We start from the raw sequence: 19,642 nt of genomic DNA, 5'->3' as shown, positions 1-19,642 counted from the left end.
AATATTCAAAAGAATGTCGCATCTTTCTGTTAGTATTTCTGCTATAATATATAACGTTTTACAATATTATATTTTTAAGGAGAACAACTCATGAAGCGAAAGAAGAGCCATTTAATGGTAATGGCACTTGTTACAACTTTATTATTAACAGCTTGTAATAATAAAGCGGATAAAAGTGAAACAGAGGCAAAAAAACAAGTATTAAATGTAACAGTATCAGAAGAAATTCCTTCTCTTGATACTGCGAAAACGATGGATGGTACATCAGCGCACGTTATGCAAAACATATTTGAAGGGTTGTATGTATTAGATGATCAAGATCAGCCTATTCCAGCAGTAGCAAAATCGTTTAAAAGAAGTGAAGATGGTAAAAAATATACATTTGATTTGCGTAAAGATGCAAAATGGTCAAATGGGGACAATGTAACAGCAAATGATTTTATGTTTGCGTGGAAACGTGCAATTACCCCTGAAACAGCGTCTCAATATGCGTCCATGCTCTTTTATGTGAAAAATGCGAAAGAGATTAATAAGGGAACGATGCCTCTTGATGAACTTGGGGTTACGGTTATAAATGATTATAAGTTAGAGGTTGAACTAGAACAGCCAATTCCTTATTTTTTACAGTTGTTAGCACTACCTATATACTTACCACAGCATGAATCATTTTTGAAAGAGCAAGGGAAGAATTATGCATTGGAACCTAGTAATCTCATATATAACGGTCCATTTGTATTAGAGAAATGGAAGCATGAACAAGTGTTTCAATTAAAGAAGAATGCTACATATTGGGATCAAAAGAAAGTGAAATTAGATGAAATAAACTTTCAAATTGTAAAGGATACAATGACGGCTATTAATTTATATGAAGTTGGTGATTTGGACCGGGCGCCTATTAATTCTCAATTTGTAGACAAGTATAAAGGGAATAAGGAATTACATATGTCGAGTGATCCTGGAATTGCTATGCTACGTTTTAATGAAAAAAATAATGCATTAGCAAATAAAAAGGTACGTCAATCTATTTCATTAGCGTTAAATAAAGAGGACTTTGTTACTCACTTTATTAATAACGGGGCAAAATCTGCAAGCGGACTTGTACCAGTTGGTCATGTAAACGAAGAGACTGGTAAAGATTTTAGAAAAGAAAACGGAGATCTTTCTTCATATGATTTGCAAAATGCGAAAAAGATTTGGGAAGATGCGAAAAAAGAGCTTGGAGTAGAGCAAGTAAGCCTCGAGTTTTTAACGTTTGAACAAGATAACGCAAAACGTATGGCAGAATATATAAAAGGTGACTTAGAAAAGAATTTGCAAGGACTCACGATACAAATTAAACAACAGCCATTTAAGCAAAAATTACAGTTAGAACAAACAGGTGATTACGATATAACTATGGCAAATTGGGGACCTGACTATAAAGACCCAATTAGTTATTTAGAGCTATTTACGACGGGTAATCCAAATAATAAAATGAATTACTCTAATTCTCGTTACGATGAATTAATAAAGAAAGCGGAAACTGATTTTGTACTAGAACCAGAGAAACGATGGGGAGCATTGCTAGAAGCTGAGCAGGTATTATTAGAAGATGCAGCTGTAGCGCCGCTGTATCATATTGGTTCAGCATATGTACAAAAGGATTACGTAAAGGGAATTGAAAAGCATCAATTTGGTGGTGTTTATACTTATAAGAATGCTTATATCGCTAATGAATAAGTACAAAAAACCTTACTTTTTAAAAGTAAGGTTTTTTTACAGAGGGCAGGGAAATCCTTTGGTGGTATTCCCAGCATATAAAGAAGATAAATGCAAAATTGTAGTTACGTATTCATAAGAAGTTGCAAAAAATCAAAAATAAAAACGGAAAGTTTTTTCGATTTGTTTAAAAATTGAATGTAGTTTCTATTCTTTGTAGGGGTGTAATATCGGAAAAAGAAGAATAGAAATATAGCATACATGGAATAAAGGAATGCAGTACAGATCAGCATACAAGCATTCTCTTTCTGTAACTACGTTTATTTTTAATTATATGAAAAAAATATTAGATTATATATTTTGTCCTTGGTATACTTAAAAGATAATTTGGGGTATTAAGATGCATTGATAGAGGTGTTTGTGTGGAATTATTTGAGTATTATAAAAAAAGGGGACGGTTTAAGTGTTTAATTGGGACAGGGATTTTTCTCTTTGGATTATATTGTCTGTATAATAGTTGGGGTGATGTTAATTGGGGAGAAATAATATTTATGGTTATAGCTTCGTTTGTTTTTGGGGGAATGGGATTTTGGCAATTAAGAAAAGGGAATTTATTAAAAGAGAATATAGCTAAGAATGATTTGAAGTTTTGGGATATTGATACTTATGTTTTACTAGAATTACCTCAAAATAATAAACATTACGGTTTATATACTCCCGATGGGGCCTATATAGTAGGAACAACTATGGTTTCAACTGATATAATTTCTTCAAAATTACCTTTTTTAAAAAACAAGCAAGTTGTTGGATTGGAAGCAAAGGATGGGGAAATTCTTGCATATTTTCATAGTGAAGTTGAAAACTATGATTGGGCTATTTATGACTCAAATTATAATTGTGTAGGGATGTTTAAAGAAAATATGATACAAGGATTTGGAATGGTACGTGGTTCTTTAATGAATGAAAAAGAGATGAAAATTTCTGAAGTAGAAGTTGAATTTGATTTTTTCGAAACTTCTTTTCGTACAATGGATAACCGGATATTAATAAACTGTAAAAGAGGATATATGCCTTTGGAATGGAGCGAAAGATTCGGATTAAATGTACCTATTATTAAATTAGGTAATAATATTTCTAATGCTGAAAAGATATTTGGTTTAGGGGTTCTTTTCTACATTTTAGAAACAATTAAAGTAAGAAAAAGTAGGGTTTTTAATGATTAGAATTAAAAATTAATGAAACAGAATTAGAGTTTCAAAAATTATTTAAAAAAGAAATTGAAGAAAAGCAGTGATTCTTTTAAGCTGTTGGTGTTTTTGAAATAGTTAAAGAATGAATCTTAATTCATATACATAAAAAAAGGGGAATTTCTATGAAATTACTACGTTTATTTATGATTCTCACTCTTGTTGTATTGTTAAGCGCATGCAATACAGCAACACAAGTCACAAAGGTTCAAAAAAATGGCGAAACGACTTTAAAAATTGCTTCCCTGCAAGGGTATTACGATGTGCAAACACTTAAAGCTGAAAAAGGAAATGTGGAAATTCCTTATGAAGCAGCCGTTGAAGAAGGTACGATTTTATTGCAAGTTACAAAAGATGATAAGGTTATTTATGAAGAAGAAGTCACTTCTCAAAAAGAAGGTTTGCTTTCCTTTGAAGCGCCAAAATCTGGATCATATGATTTAATTGTACGCGTGAAGGGTGAAAAAGAGAAAGCAAAAGAAATTCAAATACATACTAAGCTATGAAAAAACGGCAAGTGGAGTGCACCCGCTTGCCGTTTCCATTTTCAGTTGATTCTGTCACAACATATGTTTATCAATTTAAGAAGTGATCCGCTGAGTCCTGATGTTTATTCCGCCGAAATTCCTGATGAAGTTAAAATAAGAGATGAACAAAAGCATGTGTTACAAACTTGGCATGTTAGTAACGAAATTGATAACGCTCTTTTACATGATAAAAAGACTGGGCTTGATGCATTTGTATTTGAAAGAGATGTAGATGGTAAAAAGCAAGTAGTAGCACTTAGGGGGACATAAGGTGATGATCTTTTTGAAGAAGGTGTCCCAGACCTTACTACAGATATTGATTATATATGGGGGTAAATAAGTTGAAAAACATTGAAGTTCTAAATAGATACATTGAAGGGTTTTCTAATGTTCTCCCTACGTGGTTAAAGCATCTAATCGAGGCAGAGGAGATACATCAAAACTATGAGAATGTACAGGTACTTGGTGCATTAAAGACAGATGCGGTGTTGTACTATGTACACCGTACGCTGCAAGTGTTAGATGGGTTGTCTTTAGATGAAGAAGCGTATCACATTATTGAAAAGGTACTAACGTATAGTGAGCTTGCAAAGGTAGGCTCTTTAAAACAGCGGGAGCAATGGAAGAAAAACGGGATTAACCTATTGGTACATAACGAGGGTTCTGCTGATATCTTTAGTGATATTCAGTTTATCGAACGTATAGAGACACACTTAAACTCTACTAAGTATTTGTTTGTTCGAGATTTAATTAGAACACATGGATTAATCGGGCAGTATATCCGCGGGGAGGCTCGTTTGGACTCTCATGTTAATTTGATTAACAAGTATAAAGAAGAGTACGGAGATGTTAGGTTAAAGGAGATTCTATACTATCTTAACCAATGTATTATTGAGGGCGTATCAAAATCCTTGTGGAGTGAAGTAAAGAACGATGTGAAGATTACAATTGATGGTCTGTTTGATGGCTATGTGGAGCCATTTACCTCTCGCATACATAGACTCACGCCAAAACATAAGGAGTCAGCATTTGAAAAAGATATAATTATGGGGAGCGAGAAGAGTGGTGTTCAAACCTTCTTATCTGATAAGGATTTGTGGTATGTAGAACCGTCTATGCATGCCCTTAGCTTCGAGGATATCTGGACAGTTTTTGTTATGTTAAAGAACGAGATAGGCACTAGAAAGGTTCAGCATATCCATTTCGAGAAATTGATGCAGCAGTTGCACTATGATTTCAAAGGCGAGAAGAAGGACAACGTGTATCGTAAGCGGGTTATTGAGAAGTATCTACGGGAGTACCGTGAGAACGAGAAGCCGGATACAACGCATGTTTCTTTTGAGGCTAAAGTCGATGAAGATATGAAGACTGCGTATGTGTCGTTTCAGTTTTCTGCTGTAGGTGAGGCGTTAATTACCTTCTGTGTAGAGGCAGAAAAGATAGATATGATGCATGCTCGGGCAAATGTGCTGCTGTTTGATTTCTTCGGGTTACGTAAGGATGCGTATGATAGATTCCATAACGAAGAAGTGTATCTGGAGCATATGAATAGTTCGGCTGATGATAAACGAATTATTCTTGATTATATAAAGGGAGATACGGTTGTAGATGTCGGAGCTGGTGGTGGTGTCATGCTAGACATGATTGAAGAAGAGACCGAGGATAAACGAATCTACGGTATCGATATTTCCGAAAACGTGATTGATACGTTGAAAAAGAAGAAGCAGAACGAGGGTCGTTCTTGGGACGTCATTAAAGGGGATGCAATCAACTTAAGCAGCTCTTTTGATAAAGAATCGGTTGATACGATTGTATATTCTTCTATCCTTCATGAGCTGTTCTCTTATATCGAGTATGAAGGTAAGAAATTCAATCATGAAGTAATTAAAAAGGGTCTGCAGAGTGCCTACGAGGTGTTAAAACCAGGAGGCCGTATTATCATTCGTGATGGCATCATGACAGAAGATAAAAGGTTAATGCGTGTGATTCGTTTTAAAGATGCGGGCGGAATGAAGTTCTTAGAGCAGTATGTCCATGAATTTAAGGGGCGTATAATCCAGTATGAGGTACTTGCAGACAATACAATCAAAATGCCTGTTAACGATGCGATGGAGTTCTTATATACGTATACCTGGGGTGAGGATTCCTTCGTTCATGAGGTGCAGGAGCAGTTTGGAATCTTTACACCAAACGACTATAAGGATTTTGTAAAGGGGATCTTTGGAGATAAATTAAACATCATTCAAGTTATGAACTATTTGCAGGATGGATATACAAATCATCTAAACGAGAAAATTGAGTTTAAAGATGAGTCTGGGAATGCAGTTGCGCTACCGGATAGTACGTTCTTTATGGTTTTAGAAAAGAGGTAATGATGTTGAAAGTTTTTAAAAATACAGTTTTATTTGTTTTATGTTTAGTAGTTCTTAGTGGTTGTTTTACAAGAGAGGGAACTATCGTTGGTGGTAAAGTCCATGGTGCTTCAGATAGTATATCTGGGAAGTATAAAAAAATTACCGGCTCTGCGACTCAAGATATGAAAGTTAAAAAAGGTGAGAATTGGATATTTTCTTTTGACGATAAAACGAAACAAGGAACTATAACTGCTTATGTTGTAGATTCAAATGATAATACAATATTAGAGTTTAATAGTGGAAAAGGCGAAAATAATATTAAAGTACCTAAGGATGATACATATAAGGTTAAAATTAAAACGGAAGAACATGGTGGGTAATTTCAAATATCATGGAAAAAAGAAAAATAGTTTTTTCATTTTTAATTAAATTGTTTTGAATTTGTATTATGGTGGAATATATATTGACATTCCCACCCCAAAAAAGGCAAGCTGACTAACGTCAGTGGGATTCTTACTACCGAAGGCGAAGTCCATTTTTGGTATTGCTGACGTGCAATATTGCGGTGTGCCATCACCAGTATTTTGGAAAAACCCATGCTAAAAGCATGCAGGATTTTATAGAGTTTTTCGGCTAATCCAGTAACAAACGAGAACCCACACTATGATAGGAATGTATAAAAAATTGCATGGATTGATAGAAAGAGAAGGAGGTAGATTCTTTATGAGAGTAGGAATCTGCTTTTTCCTTGCTACCGATAAGTGGAGTTATGTAAACCTCGTATATATAGAATATACATTATTTTTTACTTATCTAACGGAACCGTTTTGTTAAGGGGAACTTGTTATAATATTCTCAATTGGAAGGTGCAATTTATGGGAGGATAGACCACAATGCCTGAACCGAATATGAAAATAAAAAGAATATGGGAAGATACCGATTTTTTTGAATTGAATTTTGATTTTACTGGATTTTATGGCACTGCGAACATTAATATATATACCACCAATGAAGAACTTGAAGTTTTAAAAGAGGGAATAATCAAGCTTTCCACTTTTAAACTACATGAGTTTAAATGGGTTTCAGGTGAGGATATAGACAATGTAACTCATTTCTTATCTATGAGATTCTTCTTACATGACAAAAGAGGAATTGTAGGTATTGAGGTAGTAGCTGACAATAAGCAATCAAAACCTTATTGGATGCGTTCAAATCTGTTTATTCTTACGGAACTTAATCAAATTGATGATTTTATAAAAAAAATAGAGCAGTTAATTAGTGAGGAAATTACTGAGTTGGAAGGCATAATTCCAGTCGGATAGTGATAATTTTTTGTAGTTGAAGTTTTCCAAATAATAAGTTACATTTTAAAAGTTCAAGCAACTTTATGACATTACAAAAAGGGGAGAAATATTGTTATTATGCAAAAAATGAAATGGAAGAACTATGTATGTTATTTTGTAATTCTTATGCTTCTTGTAACAGCAGTAACAGTCAAACCAGCTATCTCTAAAGCTGAGGAATCTGATGTTAATATTACATTGTTGGGTACTGCAGATATTCATGGTAGATTTATGCCTTGGGATTATGCGCTTGATGGTGCAAATATGAGTGGAAGTTTAACGCAGCTTTATACGGTTATAAAGAAGGTACGTCAAGAAAATCCAAATACCATATTAGTAGATGCTGGGGACACAATTCAAGGAAACTCAGTAGAATTATTCAATGATAAGCCACAATCGCCAATGATGGTAGCGATGAATGCAATGGGATATGATGCTTGGGCATTTGGAAATCATGAATTCAACTTTGGATTAGATACATTGAAAAAAGTTAGTGAGCAATATAAGGGAAAGACGTTAGCAGGAAATATTTACAAGGAAAATGGAGAGCGTTTTCTTCCTGCATATACGATTGTTGAAAAAGATGGAATTAAAGTCGGGATTATTGGCATGAATACACCAATGATTAGTGATTTTGAAAAAGGGACAGATCATTTGGATGGTTTAGTGGTGAAAAATCCAGTAGAAGAGACAAAAAAGGCAATTAAAGAATTAGAAGGTAAAGTAGATGTAATGGTAGGAGTTATGCATATGGGCCTCGAAAATGAGAATGGCATCCCTGGTACTGGGGTTCAAGATATTGCGAATGCTTGCCCAGAACTTAGCGCTATTTTTGCAGCTCATATGCATAAACTTGTAAAAAAAGAAGTTGTAAATGGCGTAATTATTACAGAACCAGATAAATATGGAACACATATCTCACGTATTGACCTTACTTTTACAAAGCAAGATGGAAAGCTGGTTTTAAAAGATAAAACTGCTACCGCTATACCTGTAAAAAATGCTGATGGAACAACAGTATTATCTGACCCTACACTTGAAGAAACACTAACACCTTTTCACGAGTATGCGAGAGGAGATGCAAATGTTGTAGTCGCTCAATTAAAGGGTAGGAACCTTGTTCCTGAAAATGAAATAAAGGGTATTCCAAGTGTGCAGATTCAAGAGACACCTTTATCAGATTTCTTTCATGAAGTCATGCTTTACTACAGCAAAGCAGATGTAGTAGCCCATCAAATTGATAATGATTATGCCCGTTTGGATATAGGTCCTATTAAGAAAAAAGATATTGCGTACAATTACCAATATGCCTTGGGAGAAATTACAGTATATAAGATAACTGGAAAAGATTTAAAAGACTATATGGAATGGGCAGCAGGATATTTTAACTCATCTCGTGCCGGAGATGTAACAGTTAGCTTTGATAAAAACCGTCGTGCGTCTAAATACAGTACGAACGATTTCTTTGGAGGCGTAAAATATGAAATTGACTTAACAAAACCGTATGGTAGTAGAATTACAAATTTACGCTCTATTCGTACAAATAAACCAATCAAAATGAGCGATGTTATGACGCTGGGAATGAATGCGTATAGAATGGAGGCTCTTCAGGCAAAAGGGGGAGCTTTAGAGGGACGTAAATTTGAACAAACTTGGTCATCTAAACAAGAGAATGCATTCGGAGAAACAGGTGGAACCATTCGTAACCTTGCTATTACATATTTAAAAGAGGTAAAGAACGGTGTATACACGCCAAAAGTTATGCATAATTGGAAAATTACTGGTGTAGATACACATTCTTCAGAGCATAAGGCTGTAGTTGATCTTGTAAATAAAGGGATTTTAGAAATTCCAAAAACAGAAGATGGAAAATATACAAATATAGCATCTATAAATACTAAAGATTCAATTACAAAAGAAGAGATTGTAGCACTCTCACAAAAAGCTAATATTAATCCGAATCAGTTTAATCATGTAAAAACAAAAGGGGAATTTTACAAAAAGCTTAATAGGATTATTAAAACAATATAAGAAAAATGGTTCTGGTGCAAAAAATCTATCAACCTTGGACATATTGCTACTACTACTCTACAAAAGTGTGTGATCGGTATGGGAACAAGTTATACGAACAACTACTTTGAGTTTGGCGCTGTAAAGAAAATCCTTAATTTAATAATCTTCAGCTAAAGGACGTGTTTTTAGAGTAACGAACAAAGCCCAATTTCTTAATTTAAATACTGAGAAACTGGTCAGTTATCAAAAAAATTACGGTATATTAGCGGGGGAATGGAGGAAACTCCAGAAGTATTTAACAGCTTTTTTAAGGATGGAAAGTATGAGTTTAAAAAATATCAAAATGATTTACTTTTTGATTATGACGGATTTTTTGGGAGGAATTTATCAGCATCCTATGCTCCGGAAAAAAATGACGAAGAGTATAAAAGTTTTGTTTTTCTCCTGTCAGAGTTATTCGAAAAACACAGTAAGAATGGAAAAATTGTTCTCCAAAACATTACGCGAAGCTATCTAGGAAATGTCTAAACAGCCGGACATAGAGGGGCTTTAATCGAAGTTCCCATTTAAATTTTAGATTATCATTTACTAATTAAGATCTTCAACAAACGAGCGCGATCTTTTCCTCTTTTTTATCACTGTTGACACATGAAAAGAGGTTCAGACACAAAAATAGGCTGTGGAGAAGATTTTCTCCACAGTCTGTAAAAAACCCTTACTTTTAAAAGTAAGGGTTTTTTACACATAAATTCTATTAAACCGATTTTAATAAAGAATAAATATTCGTGTCATATGGAATATCATCTTGATACATATAATTTTTTAGTAACCCTTCTTTTTCAAATCCTAATTTTGATAGCACTTTATTTGAAGCTTCATTTTCAAGAAAGACAATTGCCCCAATTCGTTTTAAATGAATTGTATGGAAGCCGTATGATATAACTTCAGATACCGCCTCAGTAGCATATCCTTTTCCCCAGTGTTCAGGGAGAAAGGCATAACTTATATTGGCTCGTTTATGTTCAGAAGACCAATCGTGAAAACCAATTGTTCCAATGAGCCCTTTCTTGTTTTTTAATTCGATTCCCCATTTTATGCCGTTTCTTGCATTGTAACTCAACTTGAAATTATTAATAATTTGCTTTACTTGATCAACATTCTGTAATGGTTTTTGACCATAATAGCGCAGTACATCAGTGTTAGAAAAGCATTGTAGTATAACCGGCGCATCTTCTTCAATAAGTTCTCGCAAAATGAGTCGATCGGTTTTTAATATAGGAAACATGCCTTCGCTCCTTTTTTATATGAAACTAGAATGTATTTGTTATTATATAATTTAATCTGAAAATAAAGATTATTCAAGGTGTAGTGATGATTTTAATTTATGTTAAAATTGATTGTGGAATATATTTCAAAAAGAGGTTTAGATATGGAGAAAAACTCAATTTTAATTGTAGATGATGATCAAGATATTATTCAATTTATTAATGTGAATTTAATACGAGAAGGTTTTACTGTTTTCACTGCTGACAACGGAAAAGAGGCATTAGAGATAATAAATAATAACAGTATTCAACTTGCTATTCTTGATATTATGATGCCTCAAATGGATGGTATAGAACTGTGTAGAAGGATTAGAGAGAAACATAGTTTACCAATTATGTCTTTGTATAATGAATCAGCATATGATGAAATGATAACTAGACCAAATAGCGGTAAAACAGTATCAAAACGTCTTGATTACTTTTCTTACAAGGAGTTACCTACATTTGATTTACGTCCACAATTAGAGAGTGTAAATATGGGAGCTCATATTTACGCTGGAATTTATGATGCACAGTGTCCACATGAATGTGCAATTGAAGTGGCGGAACTTATGCCAAATGCAATATTGACAACGTTTGAGTATAGTAACCATTATCCGTATATCGAGGAAGAGGAACCGTTCAAGAAGTTTGTTGAAACTACTTTGTAGAATTAATATGGATTGCATAATGAAAAAAGGGTATTCCATTTTTATCGGAATACCCTTTTCATTAACCTACAAATGTTTGATACAGTAAGAAAATATTTAAAACAATAACGAGAGCAGCGATTAACCATGCGATGAATGTTGTAATACGATGGTTAACGAGTGCGCCCATAATCTTTTTATTACTTGTGAACATGATGAGTGGTACTAATGCAAAAGCAATACCGAATGATAAGACGACTTGGCTCATTACGAGAGCATAAGTTGGATTTACACCTAAAGCAATAATAACCAGTGGTGGAATCATTGTAATAAATCGGCGTAAATATAACGGAATATGCATTCGAATGAATCCTTGCATAATAATATCACCCGACATTGTACCGACAGAAGAGCTAGATAATCCGGCTGATAAGAGTCCGATTCCGAATAAAGCAGCGGATGCAGGACCGACTAAGTTGCTAAATTGGTTAAAAGCAACATCAAGATCTTCAACGTGCAAGCCGTTTTTAAAGAATAGTGCAGCAGCAACAATTAGCATACTTGCGTTAATAGCTCCAGCGATAACCATTGCAATAATAATATCGATGAATTCGAAGCGGAAAATCTTTTTCTTTTGTTCATCATTTGTTCCGACTACGCGGCGCTGCGTTAAGGCCGAATGTAAATATATCGCGTGCGGCATTACTGTCGCACCTAAAATTCCAGCTGCTAAAAGAATGCTATCCACACCTTGGAATTTTGGAGTAAATAGTCCTGAAAGAAGAGGGCCTAATTCCGGTTTTGCATAAAAGACTTGGACACCAAAAGCGATAACAACGATAAAAATCATTCCTGTAATAATAGCTTCTAATGGACGGAAGCCTCTGCGTTGAAATTCAAGAATAATAAATGATCCAACCGCTGTAATTAAAGCAGCTGGTAACATTGGAATTCCAAATAATAAGTACAATCCGAGTGCTGCTCCGATAAATTCAGCTAAATCGGTAGCCATAATAACAAGCTCACCTTGTATCCATAAACCGATGGAAACTGGTTTTGGGAAGTTTTCGCGAGCTACTTCAGGAAGGTTTCTCCCAGTAGCGATTCCTAATTTAGCTGATAAAGTTTGAATTAATACAGCCATTAAATTAGAAGCGAGTATTACCCAAAGTAATAAATACCCATATTGTGACCCGGCCGCGATATTTGTAGCGAAGTTCCCGGGATCAATATAAGCAACTGATGCGATAAAAGCAGGTCCTAAGAATGGTAACAGTCTTTTAAAGCCTTTTGTTTGTCCGCTTAACGCTAAATGGGCTGATTGAACTGTTGTACTTTGAGAAGGGACTTGTTCATCTTTTGTTATATCTTTATTCATAGTAGTATTCCCCTTTGAAATCTTAACTTGATGAAATTATTGTATTTATTCTTATTCATTATTTCAATACATTTAGATATATTATGTGGTAATTTCATTTGAACATAAAAGTTTCCTTAATGCAAATTATATGACTGTGTGCAATGAATGGTGTGACGATGCAAAAATATTTTGGGAGTTTATGGTTGTTGAATAAGGGAGAAGATAATAAATTATAGGGTTGTTTTTGAAATTTATGTGAACATACAGCCTATATTACAGCATATTAATTGATGGAAATGAAATTGTATGATATATAATATATTGGGATTACAACCTAACCGTAGTGTTTTGTTCTGTAATCTTGTTTTTATTTCTGTTAACTTATAGAAAAAATTGTAAATAGAAGAAAATAGGCTAAGTACAATTTTGTATATATTTTCTTATTATATATGTTTTGATATGAACGTTAACTTATACATGATTTTAAAATTTAGATAGGTGGTAGAAATACATTGGCAACTACAAAACCATATAGAGTATTACTATATTACATGTACACAACAATTGAAAACCCAGAAGAATTTGCTGCAGAGCATTTAGAGTTTTGTAATTCACTTGAATTAAAAGGTAGAATTCTTGTAGCAACAGAAGGAATTAACGGAACTTGTTCTGGAACTGTTGAACAAACAGAAAAGTACGTGGAAGCGATGAACAATGACCCACGTTTTGCTGGAATCGTATTTAAAATTGATGAGGCAGATGAACATGCATTTAAGAAAATGCACGTACGTCCTCGTTCAGAGTTAGTTACACTTCGTCTAGAAGACGACATTAACCCGAAAGAAATTACTGGGAAGTATTTAGAACCAAAAGATTTTTATGAGGCAATGAAACAAGAAGATACAGTTATCATTGATGCACGAAATGATTATGAATTTGATTTAGGACACTTCAAAGGTGCGATTAAACCAGATATTGAATCATTCCGTGAATTACCAGATTGGATTAGAGAAAATAAAGAAACACTTGAAGGCAAAAAGATTTTAACGTACTGTACAGGCGGAATTCGTTGTGAGAAATTCTCAGGTTGGTTAGTTCGTGAAGGTTATGAAGATGTAAGCCAGCTTCATGGCGGAATTGTAACGTACGGAAAAGATCCAGAAGTACAAGGTGAACTTTGGGATGGTCAATGTTACGTATTTGATGAGCGTATCGCTGTACCAGTAAACCAAAAAGAACATGTTATCGTTGGTAAAGATCACTTTACAGGTGAACCTTGTGAGCGCTATGTAAACTGTGCAAACCCTGAATGTAACAAGAAAATTTTATGTTCTGAAGAAAGTGAAGCAAAACATTTACGTGCATGTTCTCATGAATGTCGTGTACACCCACGTAATCGTTATATCGTGCAACACGAATTAACAGAAGAGCAAGTAGCTGCTACATTAGAAAAAATCGAAGCAGGGAAGTAAGCATAATAGAAAACAGATGGTAGCATCGTGCTGCCATCTGTTTTTTTATTTACTTTGTACCATCCTTCTCTTTCACAGCAGATAATACAGTTTGTTTTACCCATGCTTTTCGATTTTTATGTTGTATAGCCCATTGGTATAAACCTTGTACACCTAAAATAAGTGAAATGACTATGCCACTACTAGCTATTAAAAGAGCAAAATATTCAAGAGGTGAAGATACATGATTTGAATCGGTGTTTTTTAAAAGGTCAATCATAGTAAACCCTAACATTTGGCCTACTACAGAGTAGAGAGTTAAAATTAATAATAAAAGGCTATCTTTTTTAGAGGCGACATTTTCTTGATATTTAAACAAACTATCAAGATTTTGTTTCGCGTTCGAGTATAAAATTTCAATGTTAAAAAGTTTTCTTAAGCGGAAGAAAATATCTTCACTTTGTGATTGAGATACTAATTCTAAAGAAAAATAATTCGCTGTAAACGAATTAATTGAATAAATTAATTTTTCTATTTCATTTGTATCTTGTTCAATATTTAGCTCAGCATAAGCGTTCGCCATCTTTAATAAAACAACTTTATGAAATAGATTTAATAATAAAGCGTAATAAAATTCCCCGTACATTTGACTAGCAAGTTTAGTGACTTCTCGTTCACCTTCATTTGTTATACATGTGAAAATATGTTCTTCCATAATAAAATAACGGTTAGGAGCCCATCTTTGATAAGAATGCTTTGTTAAATAATCGTGAATATAAGGAACATTATTTGCGCTAATATACGGCTTACCATCGTCTGTTAATCCGGAAAGACTGGAAGCTCGATATACATCAACTACATGAAGGTCTGACTCTTTGTTTATAGATAATAAAGTTTGTACATACATTCGTTGGTCTTCAAAGAAGGGGAATGTTTGAAAGTATGAACTCCGCAACCTCTTATTCTCAAAGAAGTCTGTTAAGCCATGAAATAAATCGCCGAATATAAGTTTTTCTACTTGTGAATATTTTTTCCCATCACATTCAATACAAATGGTCTCAGTTGTATTATTTCTGGTTTCAAGTACACGGAAGCGAGAAGCGAATTCGATGGCTTCTGATAATGTCATGTTTGGAGCGGTTTTGACTTCTGTTCGAATTGTTAAGAAGCCAAGCTCATAAGGGCAAAGTGTTACATCAATAGAATGTATCTTGAATGGAACGGAAATAAGATTTGTTGTTAAATATCCATTTAAATTAAGGTCTTTAGAATAGCGCTGTAGTCCCTTTTGATGTTCTGAATGAGGAAAAAGAATTTTATTCGTAAATGAAAGATAGTATGCTTCCATATTTTGATGTGAAACTTGAAACTTCCCGTAATATGTATTTTCATCTTCAAGATGATCAAGTCGAAAAGGACGGAAATTATTTCTTTGTAAGAAAGGGAACATATTTTGTTCATATCCAGTTTTAAACGAAAACGGGAATATAAATTGAAATATAGCTGTTGTTACATCTTTTTCTTCGATTGTTTGTATTGCCTCCATTTACATTGTTTCCTTTCCGTATAAGCTATAGAAACAACATGCCCAATTTTTTTTGAAAATAACCTTGTTTTTGCAATAGATTAAGAATGAAAATTCAGCTAATTTAACAAGGGACATGTATAATGTTATGTATACTAAAACTAGTATAATTGTGTTAGGAAAAGGGGATGTTGTATGCGCATTTTAGTATTAGGAGCTGGTGGCGTCGGTGGATTTTTTGGTGGCCGATTAGTAGAAAAGGGAGAAGATGTTACATTTCTCGTTCGTAGCAAAAGAAAACAGCAATTAGAGGAAAAAGGACTTGTTATTCGTAGTGTTAATGGAGATTTTTCATTTCAACCGAAATTGATAACGAAAGAAGATAGAAATTCTCCATTTGATGTGATTTTATTTTCAACAAAGGCGTATCATTTAAATGAGGCGATCGTAGATTTGAAGCCTTTCGTAGGAGAAAATACTGTAATAATCCCGCTGTTAAATGGTATCGCTCATTTAACACTATTACAAAAGGAATTCGGCGGGGAAAAAGTAATGGGCGGTTTATGCTTTATTGAGACGACGTTAAACGACCAAGGAGAAATTGTACAAACTAGTGCTGCCAACAGACTTGTATTTGGAGAAATTAAGCCTCGAGATTCAGAGAGAATAAAGCGTATTATTCAAGCATTTATAGGTACGAAAGCTAGCTTTGTTTTAAGTGAAAATATTACGCAAGATATGTGGCATAAATATTTATTTATTACTGTCATGTCAGGCGTTACAACATTAATGCGTGCACCGATAGGACCAATTCGTGAAAGTGAAGGTGGACGTGAATTTATCCGAAATTTATTTGAGGAATCTGTACAAATTATGAGGGCATTAGGAGCTCCAGTTAAAGAAGATATTGCCCAGGAACATATGAAAACAATTGATAAAATTTCTTATGATATGAAGTCCTCGATGCAGCGTGATATGGAAAAAGGTTCGTTTATTGAGGGGGAGCATTTGCAAGGTTACTTACTGGATTTAGCAGAGCAATTTTCTTTAGAAGCACCATTACTAGGAGCGGTATATCAAAATTTGAAGGTGTATGAAGAAATGACATTTAACAAATCCGTAATAGAATTAGATGTATGAAATAATAAAAAAGATAGCAATATATAAGTGTATTGCTATCTTTTTTATTTGCGTATGACAAATTATTTATTTCTTTTAATTCTTTCTGTCAAATTTATTTCCTGTTCACGTTTACCATATAACTGATTAATTTCATTTGCTACTGCATCTAAATATGAGTCGGAAAAAAGCGGTTTCTTCTTTTTAGACATACGGGTCTCCTTTAAGGGTTTTTTAGTATTCATTATGTATATTTATCGGCGGATTATGCGCAATGATTTTAAATTTTTTCTTTTTAAAAATTTTTGTTTACATTTTGAAAATAAAGGAGTATTATAATCCACAGTTTCAATTTTCTAAATCGCTGAAACCGCACGGTACGGGGGACCCGTTCTTATGGATTGGTACATAATCCAATGGGGTGAATCCTTGAAGAAGGTAGGGCTACTCATAGGCCCGAATCCGACAGCTAACCTCGTAAGCGTTATATTGAGAAGGAAGGTGGAGCTTGTGCGACAAAAAAATTAATGTCTACAAGTCTATTTCTTGATGGCTTGTAGACGTTTTTTGTTTTCTGAAGAAATAGTTTATTGGCTGTAACAAGCAGAAAAGTTCGTACAAAATTATTGGAGAGTGGACAGCAGTGGTTTCATCTATTAAAAGATTTTTAATTGGAAGACCGTTAAAATCAACTGAGTTAGGCGAACAAAAGCTTAATAAAACAAAGGCGTTAGCAATTTTGTCTTCTGACGCTTTATCATCGGTTGCTTACGGTCCAGAGCAAATTTTAATTGCTTTAGCAGGTCTTGGAGCAATTGCGTATTGGTATTCAATTCCGATAGCTGTTGGGGTATTAGTATTATTGACAGCTCTTATTTTATCTTACCGTCAAATTATTTTTGCTTACCCTCATGGTGGGGGCGCATATGTTGTATCAAAAGAAAACTTAGGGATGAATCCAGGCTTAATAGCTGGAGGGTCTTTATTAGTTGACTATATTTTAACTGTTGCAGTAAGTGTATCAGCAGGTACAGATGCGTTAACATCTGCTTTTCCTAGCTTACATGCACATAATGTAATCATTGCGATTATATTTGTTATATTTATAACCATATTAAATTTACGAGGTGTAACAGAATCAGCTTCCGTTTTAGCATATCCTGTTTATTTATTTGTTTTAGCACTATTTATATTAATTGGTGTAGGGATATACAATATTTTAACTGGTCACGTTTCACCGACTTTACACACGCCGATTGGAACGCCGGTTGCGGGAATTAGTTTGTTTTTACTGTTAAGAGCATTTGCATCAGGTAGTTCGGCTTTAACAGGTGTTGAAGCGATTTCAAACGCAATTCCAAACTTTAAAGATCCTGCACCAAACAATGCAGCGAAAACTTTGCTTGCAATGGGCGCATTACTTGCTGTGTTATTTTCAGGAATTGTATTTTTAGCTTATTATTACGGAATTACACCGAGTAAAGAAGTAACTGTTGTTTCGCAAATTGCTGAACAAACATTTGGACGTAATTTCATGTACTATTTCATACAAGGCACAACAGCTTTAATATTAATTCTTGCTGCTAACACAGGGTATTCTGCATTTCCATTATTAGCAGTTAACCTTGCAAAAGATAAATTCATACCGAGAATGTTTACGATTAGAGGAGACCGTCTTGGTTACTCAAACGGTATTATTATACTTGGAATCGCTTCGATTATTTTAATTGTAGCTTTCCAAGGTCAAACAGAACATTTAATTCCGCTATATGCAGTAGGTGTGTTTATTCCATTTACACTTTCTCAAACGGGTATGGTATTAAAATGGCTTCGTGAAAAACCTGAAGGATGGGCTTTAAGATTAACGGTTAATTTAATTGGTGCAGTCATTAGTTTTATCGTTATGAGCATGTTCTTTTTAACTAAATTCGCACAAGTTTGGTCGATCCTTATTTTCTTACCTGCTATTATCTTCTTGTTCCATCGAATTAAGAAGCATTATGATGCAGTGGGTGATCAATTAAGTTTAAAAACTTGTGAGCCTCTTATTCCGATTGAGGGGAATGTAATTGTCGTTCCTGTAGCTGGTATGACTCATGTAGTAGAAAATTCATTGAACTATGCGAAGGCTCTTTCTGCAGATCAAGTTATCGCTGTATACGTTGCTTTTGACAGAGAAGAGGAAAAGAAATTTGAAGAGAAATGGAAGAAGTGGCAACCTGAAGTAAGGCTTGTTACATTGCATTCTCATTATAGAAGTATTATTCAGCCGCTCACTAAGTTCATTGATACAGTGCAATATAAAGCGAGTGAATCAAATTATCGAGTTACGGTCGTTATACCACAGTTTATTCCGAAAAAAGGCTGGCATAACATTCTTCATAATCAATCAAGTTTATTAATACGTGCGTATTTACTCTATAAGAGAAATGTTGTTATTACGACAGTTCCATATCATTTGAAAAAGTAAGAAGATTTTTTAAGGATAGTTTCACGAAAGTGAAGCTATCCTTTTTGTGTATACGCTATGCATTATTGCATATTCAACTGAAAATTATATTAATATAATTTTGTTTGTTGTGAGTAAGTAGTGTTTTCTGTTGGGATGTATGGATATTTTAATCGGGGAAGTGAAACGAATTTTATTTTGGAATAAGGACATGAGAGCTTGAAAATAAAGGGAATGAAAATACTTCTTTACGTTATATAAATAGCTGTGTTTAAATGACCTTACAGTACAAAACTTACTTGAAAACAAAACGAAATTTCATACTTTTATACGTGAATTAGTTTAAAATGAATAATATTTTTATGTAATATATTCACTGTATGAATGTGGAAATTGCAATGAAATAGAAAATTTATACAACTTTATTCATACTAAGCACATATGAAAAGGTGTGAAATGTTTTATAACAATAAGTAAGTACTGTAGAAAAAAGTTAGGAGAGATGGTTCGTACATGAATCACGGTGAGAATGTTCTCTATTTTAACCATCTCAAATCAATTGCAAGAAAATAGAATAATAAAATGCGATAGTAATAGTTGCT

16 protein-coding genes, 1 pseudogene and 1 riboswitch are annotated in these 19,642 nt (G+C 33.9%); of the genes and pseudogenes, 13 read left to right on the top strand and 4 right to left on the bottom strand.

The window, feature by feature from the left end:
* The first annotated feature begins 90 nt into the window (after positions 1-90).
* From QCI75_RS17755 to QCI75_RS17715, 9 genes and pseudogenes are all read left to right on the top strand, one after another.
* The gene (locus QCI75_RS17755; protein ID WP_353760924.1) at positions 91-1,719 is read left to right on the top strand and encodes a peptide ABC transporter substrate-binding protein; all 1,629 of its coding nucleotides are present in this window, start codon (positions 91-93) and stop codon (positions 1,717-1,719) included.
* Between the two features lie 401 nt (positions 1,720-2,120).
* Positions 2,121-2,921 (top strand): ABC transporter ATP-binding protein, encoded by an 801-nt coding sequence (locus QCI75_RS17750; RefSeq protein ID WP_353760923.1) that lies wholly within the window; start codon positions 2,121-2,123, stop codon positions 2,919-2,921.
* Positions 2,922-3,070: 149 nt separating this feature from the next.
* The gene (locus tag QCI75_RS17745) at positions 3,071-3,451 is read left to right on the top strand and encodes a BA_1872 family lipoprotein (RefSeq protein WP_353760922.1); all 381 of its coding nucleotides are present in this window, start codon (positions 3,071-3,073) and stop codon (positions 3,449-3,451) included.
* 156 nt (positions 3,452-3,607) lie between these two features.
* Complete coding sequence (locus QCI75_RS17740) at positions 3,608-3,742, top strand: hypothetical protein (protein WP_272950271.1); 135 nt, start codon at positions 3,608-3,610, stop codon at positions 3,740-3,742.
* A 56-nt stretch (positions 3,743-3,798) separates the two neighbouring features.
* The gene (locus QCI75_RS17735) at positions 3,799-5,844 is read left to right on the top strand and encodes a class I SAM-dependent methyltransferase (protein WP_353760921.1); all 2,046 of its coding nucleotides are present in this window, start codon (positions 3,799-3,801) and stop codon (positions 5,842-5,844) included.
* A 2-nt stretch (positions 5,845-5,846) separates the two neighbouring features.
* Positions 5,847-6,206, top strand: a complete 360-nt coding sequence (locus QCI75_RS17730; protein WP_353760920.1) for a hypothetical protein — start codon at positions 5,847-5,849, stop codon at positions 6,204-6,206.
* Between the two features lie 513 nt (positions 6,207-6,719).
* Positions 6,720-7,148 carry a hypothetical protein gene (locus QCI75_RS17725; protein ID WP_353760919.1) on the top strand — a complete coding sequence of 143 codons (429 nt, stop codon included), beginning with the start codon at positions 6,720-6,722 and terminating at the stop codon, positions 7,146-7,148.
* A 99-nt stretch (positions 7,149-7,247) separates the two neighbouring features.
* The gene (locus QCI75_RS17720; protein WP_353760918.1) at positions 7,248-9,200 is read left to right on the top strand and encodes a bifunctional metallophosphatase/5'-nucleotidase; all 1,953 of its coding nucleotides are present in this window, start codon (positions 7,248-7,250) and stop codon (positions 9,198-9,200) included.
* 246 nt (positions 9,201-9,446) lie between these two features.
* Positions 9,447-9,710: pseudogene (locus QCI75_RS17715) on the top strand (class I SAM-dependent methyltransferase); the annotation flags it as partial.
* 226 nt (positions 9,711-9,936) lie between these two features.
* On the opposite strand, the gene QCI75_RS17710 reads toward QCI75_RS17715, so the two are convergent.
* Positions 9,937-10,467, bottom strand: a complete 531-nt coding sequence (locus QCI75_RS17710; protein ID WP_353760917.1) for a GNAT family N-acetyltransferase — start codon at positions 10,465-10,467, stop codon at positions 9,937-9,939.
* A gap of 144 nt (positions 10,468-10,611) precedes the next feature.
* Here QCI75_RS17710 and QCI75_RS17705 point away from each other — a divergent pair, with 144 nt between their 5' ends.
* Positions 10,612-11,157, top strand: a complete 546-nt coding sequence (locus QCI75_RS17705) for a response regulator (RefSeq protein WP_353760916.1) — start codon at positions 10,612-10,614, stop codon at positions 11,155-11,157.
* Positions 11,158-11,218: 61 nt separating this feature from the next.
* On the opposite strand, the gene QCI75_RS17700 is transcribed toward QCI75_RS17705, so the two are convergent.
* Positions 11,219-12,514 carry an Nramp family divalent metal transporter gene (locus QCI75_RS17700; protein ID WP_144506248.1) on the bottom strand — a complete coding sequence of 432 codons (1,296 nt, stop codon included), beginning with the start codon at positions 12,512-12,514 and terminating at the stop codon, positions 11,219-11,221.
* 494 nt (positions 12,515-13,008) lie between these two features.
* Here QCI75_RS17700 and trhO point away from each other — a divergent pair, with 494 nt between their 5' ends.
* Positions 13,009-13,968, top strand: a complete 960-nt coding sequence (trhO, locus tag QCI75_RS17695; protein ID WP_199671737.1) for an oxygen-dependent tRNA uridine(34) hydroxylase TrhO — start codon at positions 13,009-13,011, stop codon at positions 13,966-13,968.
* Between the two features lie 49 nt (positions 13,969-14,017).
* Here the strand turns inward: trhO and QCI75_RS17690 are convergent, their stop codons facing one another.
* Positions 14,018-15,493, bottom strand: coding sequence for a hypothetical protein (locus QCI75_RS17690; RefSeq protein ID WP_353760915.1), 1,476 nt, complete (start codon positions 15,491-15,493; stop codon positions 14,018-14,020).
* Between the two features lie 174 nt (positions 15,494-15,667).
* Here QCI75_RS17690 and panE point away from each other — a divergent pair, with 174 nt between their 5' ends.
* On the top strand, positions 15,668-16,612 hold the full coding sequence (gene panE / locus QCI75_RS17685) for a 2-dehydropantoate 2-reductase (protein WP_353760914.1): 945 nt from the start codon (positions 15,668-15,670) through the stop codon (positions 16,610-16,612).
* 62 nt (positions 16,613-16,674) lie between these two features.
* Here the strand turns inward: panE and QCI75_RS17680 are convergent, their stop codons facing one another.
* A complete protein-coding gene (locus QCI75_RS17680; RefSeq protein WP_000038255.1) occupies positions 16,675-16,803 on the bottom strand; it encodes a hypothetical protein in 129 nt (42 codons plus the stop codon).
* 140 nt (positions 16,804-16,943) lie between these two features.
* Positions 16,944-17,090, top strand: a riboswitch (cyclic di-AMP (ydaO/yuaA leader).
* A gap of 144 nt (positions 17,091-17,234) precedes the next feature.
* Here QCI75_RS17680 and QCI75_RS17675 point away from each other — a divergent pair.
* Entirely contained in the window at positions 17,235-19,061 is a 1,827-nt protein-coding gene (locus QCI75_RS17675; RefSeq protein WP_000254866.1) for an APC family permease, read from the top strand.
* The last annotated feature ends 581 nt before the right edge of the window (positions 19,062-19,642 follow it).

It is taken from the genome of Bacillus cereus group sp. RP43 (assembly GCF_040459645.1).
GTDB lineage: Bacteria > Bacillota > Bacilli > Bacillales > Bacillaceae_G > Bacillus_A > Bacillus_A mycoides_C.
Note: the sequence above shows the minus strand (reverse complement) of the source record. Positions and strands in the feature narration are given on the sequence as shown.

Bases quoted from the DNA above. Each gene is read 5' to 3' on its own strand.
- QCI75_RS17755 (WP_353760924.1), top strand. From the start codon at position 91: ATGAAGCGAAAGAAGAGCCATTTAATGGTAATGGCACTTGTTACAACT.
- QCI75_RS17745 (WP_353760922.1), top strand. From the start codon at position 3,071: ATGAAATTACTACGTTTATTTATGATTCTCACTCTTGTTGTATTGTTA.
- QCI75_RS17735 (WP_353760921.1), top strand. From the start codon at position 3,799: ATGGGGGTAAATAAGTTGAAAAACATTGAAGTTCTAAATAGATACATT.
- QCI75_RS17730 (WP_353760920.1), top strand. From the start codon at position 5,847: ATGTTGAAAGTTTTTAAAAATACAGTTTTATTTGTTTTATGTTTAGTA.
- QCI75_RS17725 (WP_353760919.1), top strand. From the start codon at position 6,720: ATGCCTGAACCGAATATGAAAATAAAAAGAATATGGGAAGATACCGAT.
- QCI75_RS17720 (WP_353760918.1), top strand. From the start codon at position 7,248: ATGCAAAAAATGAAATGGAAGAACTATGTATGTTATTTTGTAATTCTT.
- QCI75_RS17710 (WP_353760917.1), bottom strand. From the start codon at position 10,467: ATGTTTCCTATATTAAAAACCGATCGACTCATTTTGCGAGAACTTATT.
- QCI75_RS17705 (WP_353760916.1), top strand. From the start codon at position 10,612: ATGGAGAAAAACTCAATTTTAATTGTAGATGATGATCAAGATATTATT.
- QCI75_RS17700 (WP_144506248.1), bottom strand. From the start codon at position 12,514: ATGAATAAAGATATAACAAAAGATGAACAAGTCCCTTCTCAAAGTACA.
- QCI75_RS17690 (WP_353760915.1), bottom strand. From the start codon at position 15,493: ATGGAGGCAATACAAACAATCGAAGAAAAAGATGTAACAACAGCTATA.
- panE (WP_353760914.1), top strand. From the start codon at position 15,668: ATGCGCATTTTAGTATTAGGAGCTGGTGGCGTCGGTGGATTTTTTGGT.
- QCI75_RS17680 (WP_000038255.1), bottom strand. From the start codon at position 16,803: ATGTCTAAAAAGAAGAAACCGCTTTTTTCCGACTCATATTTAGATGCA.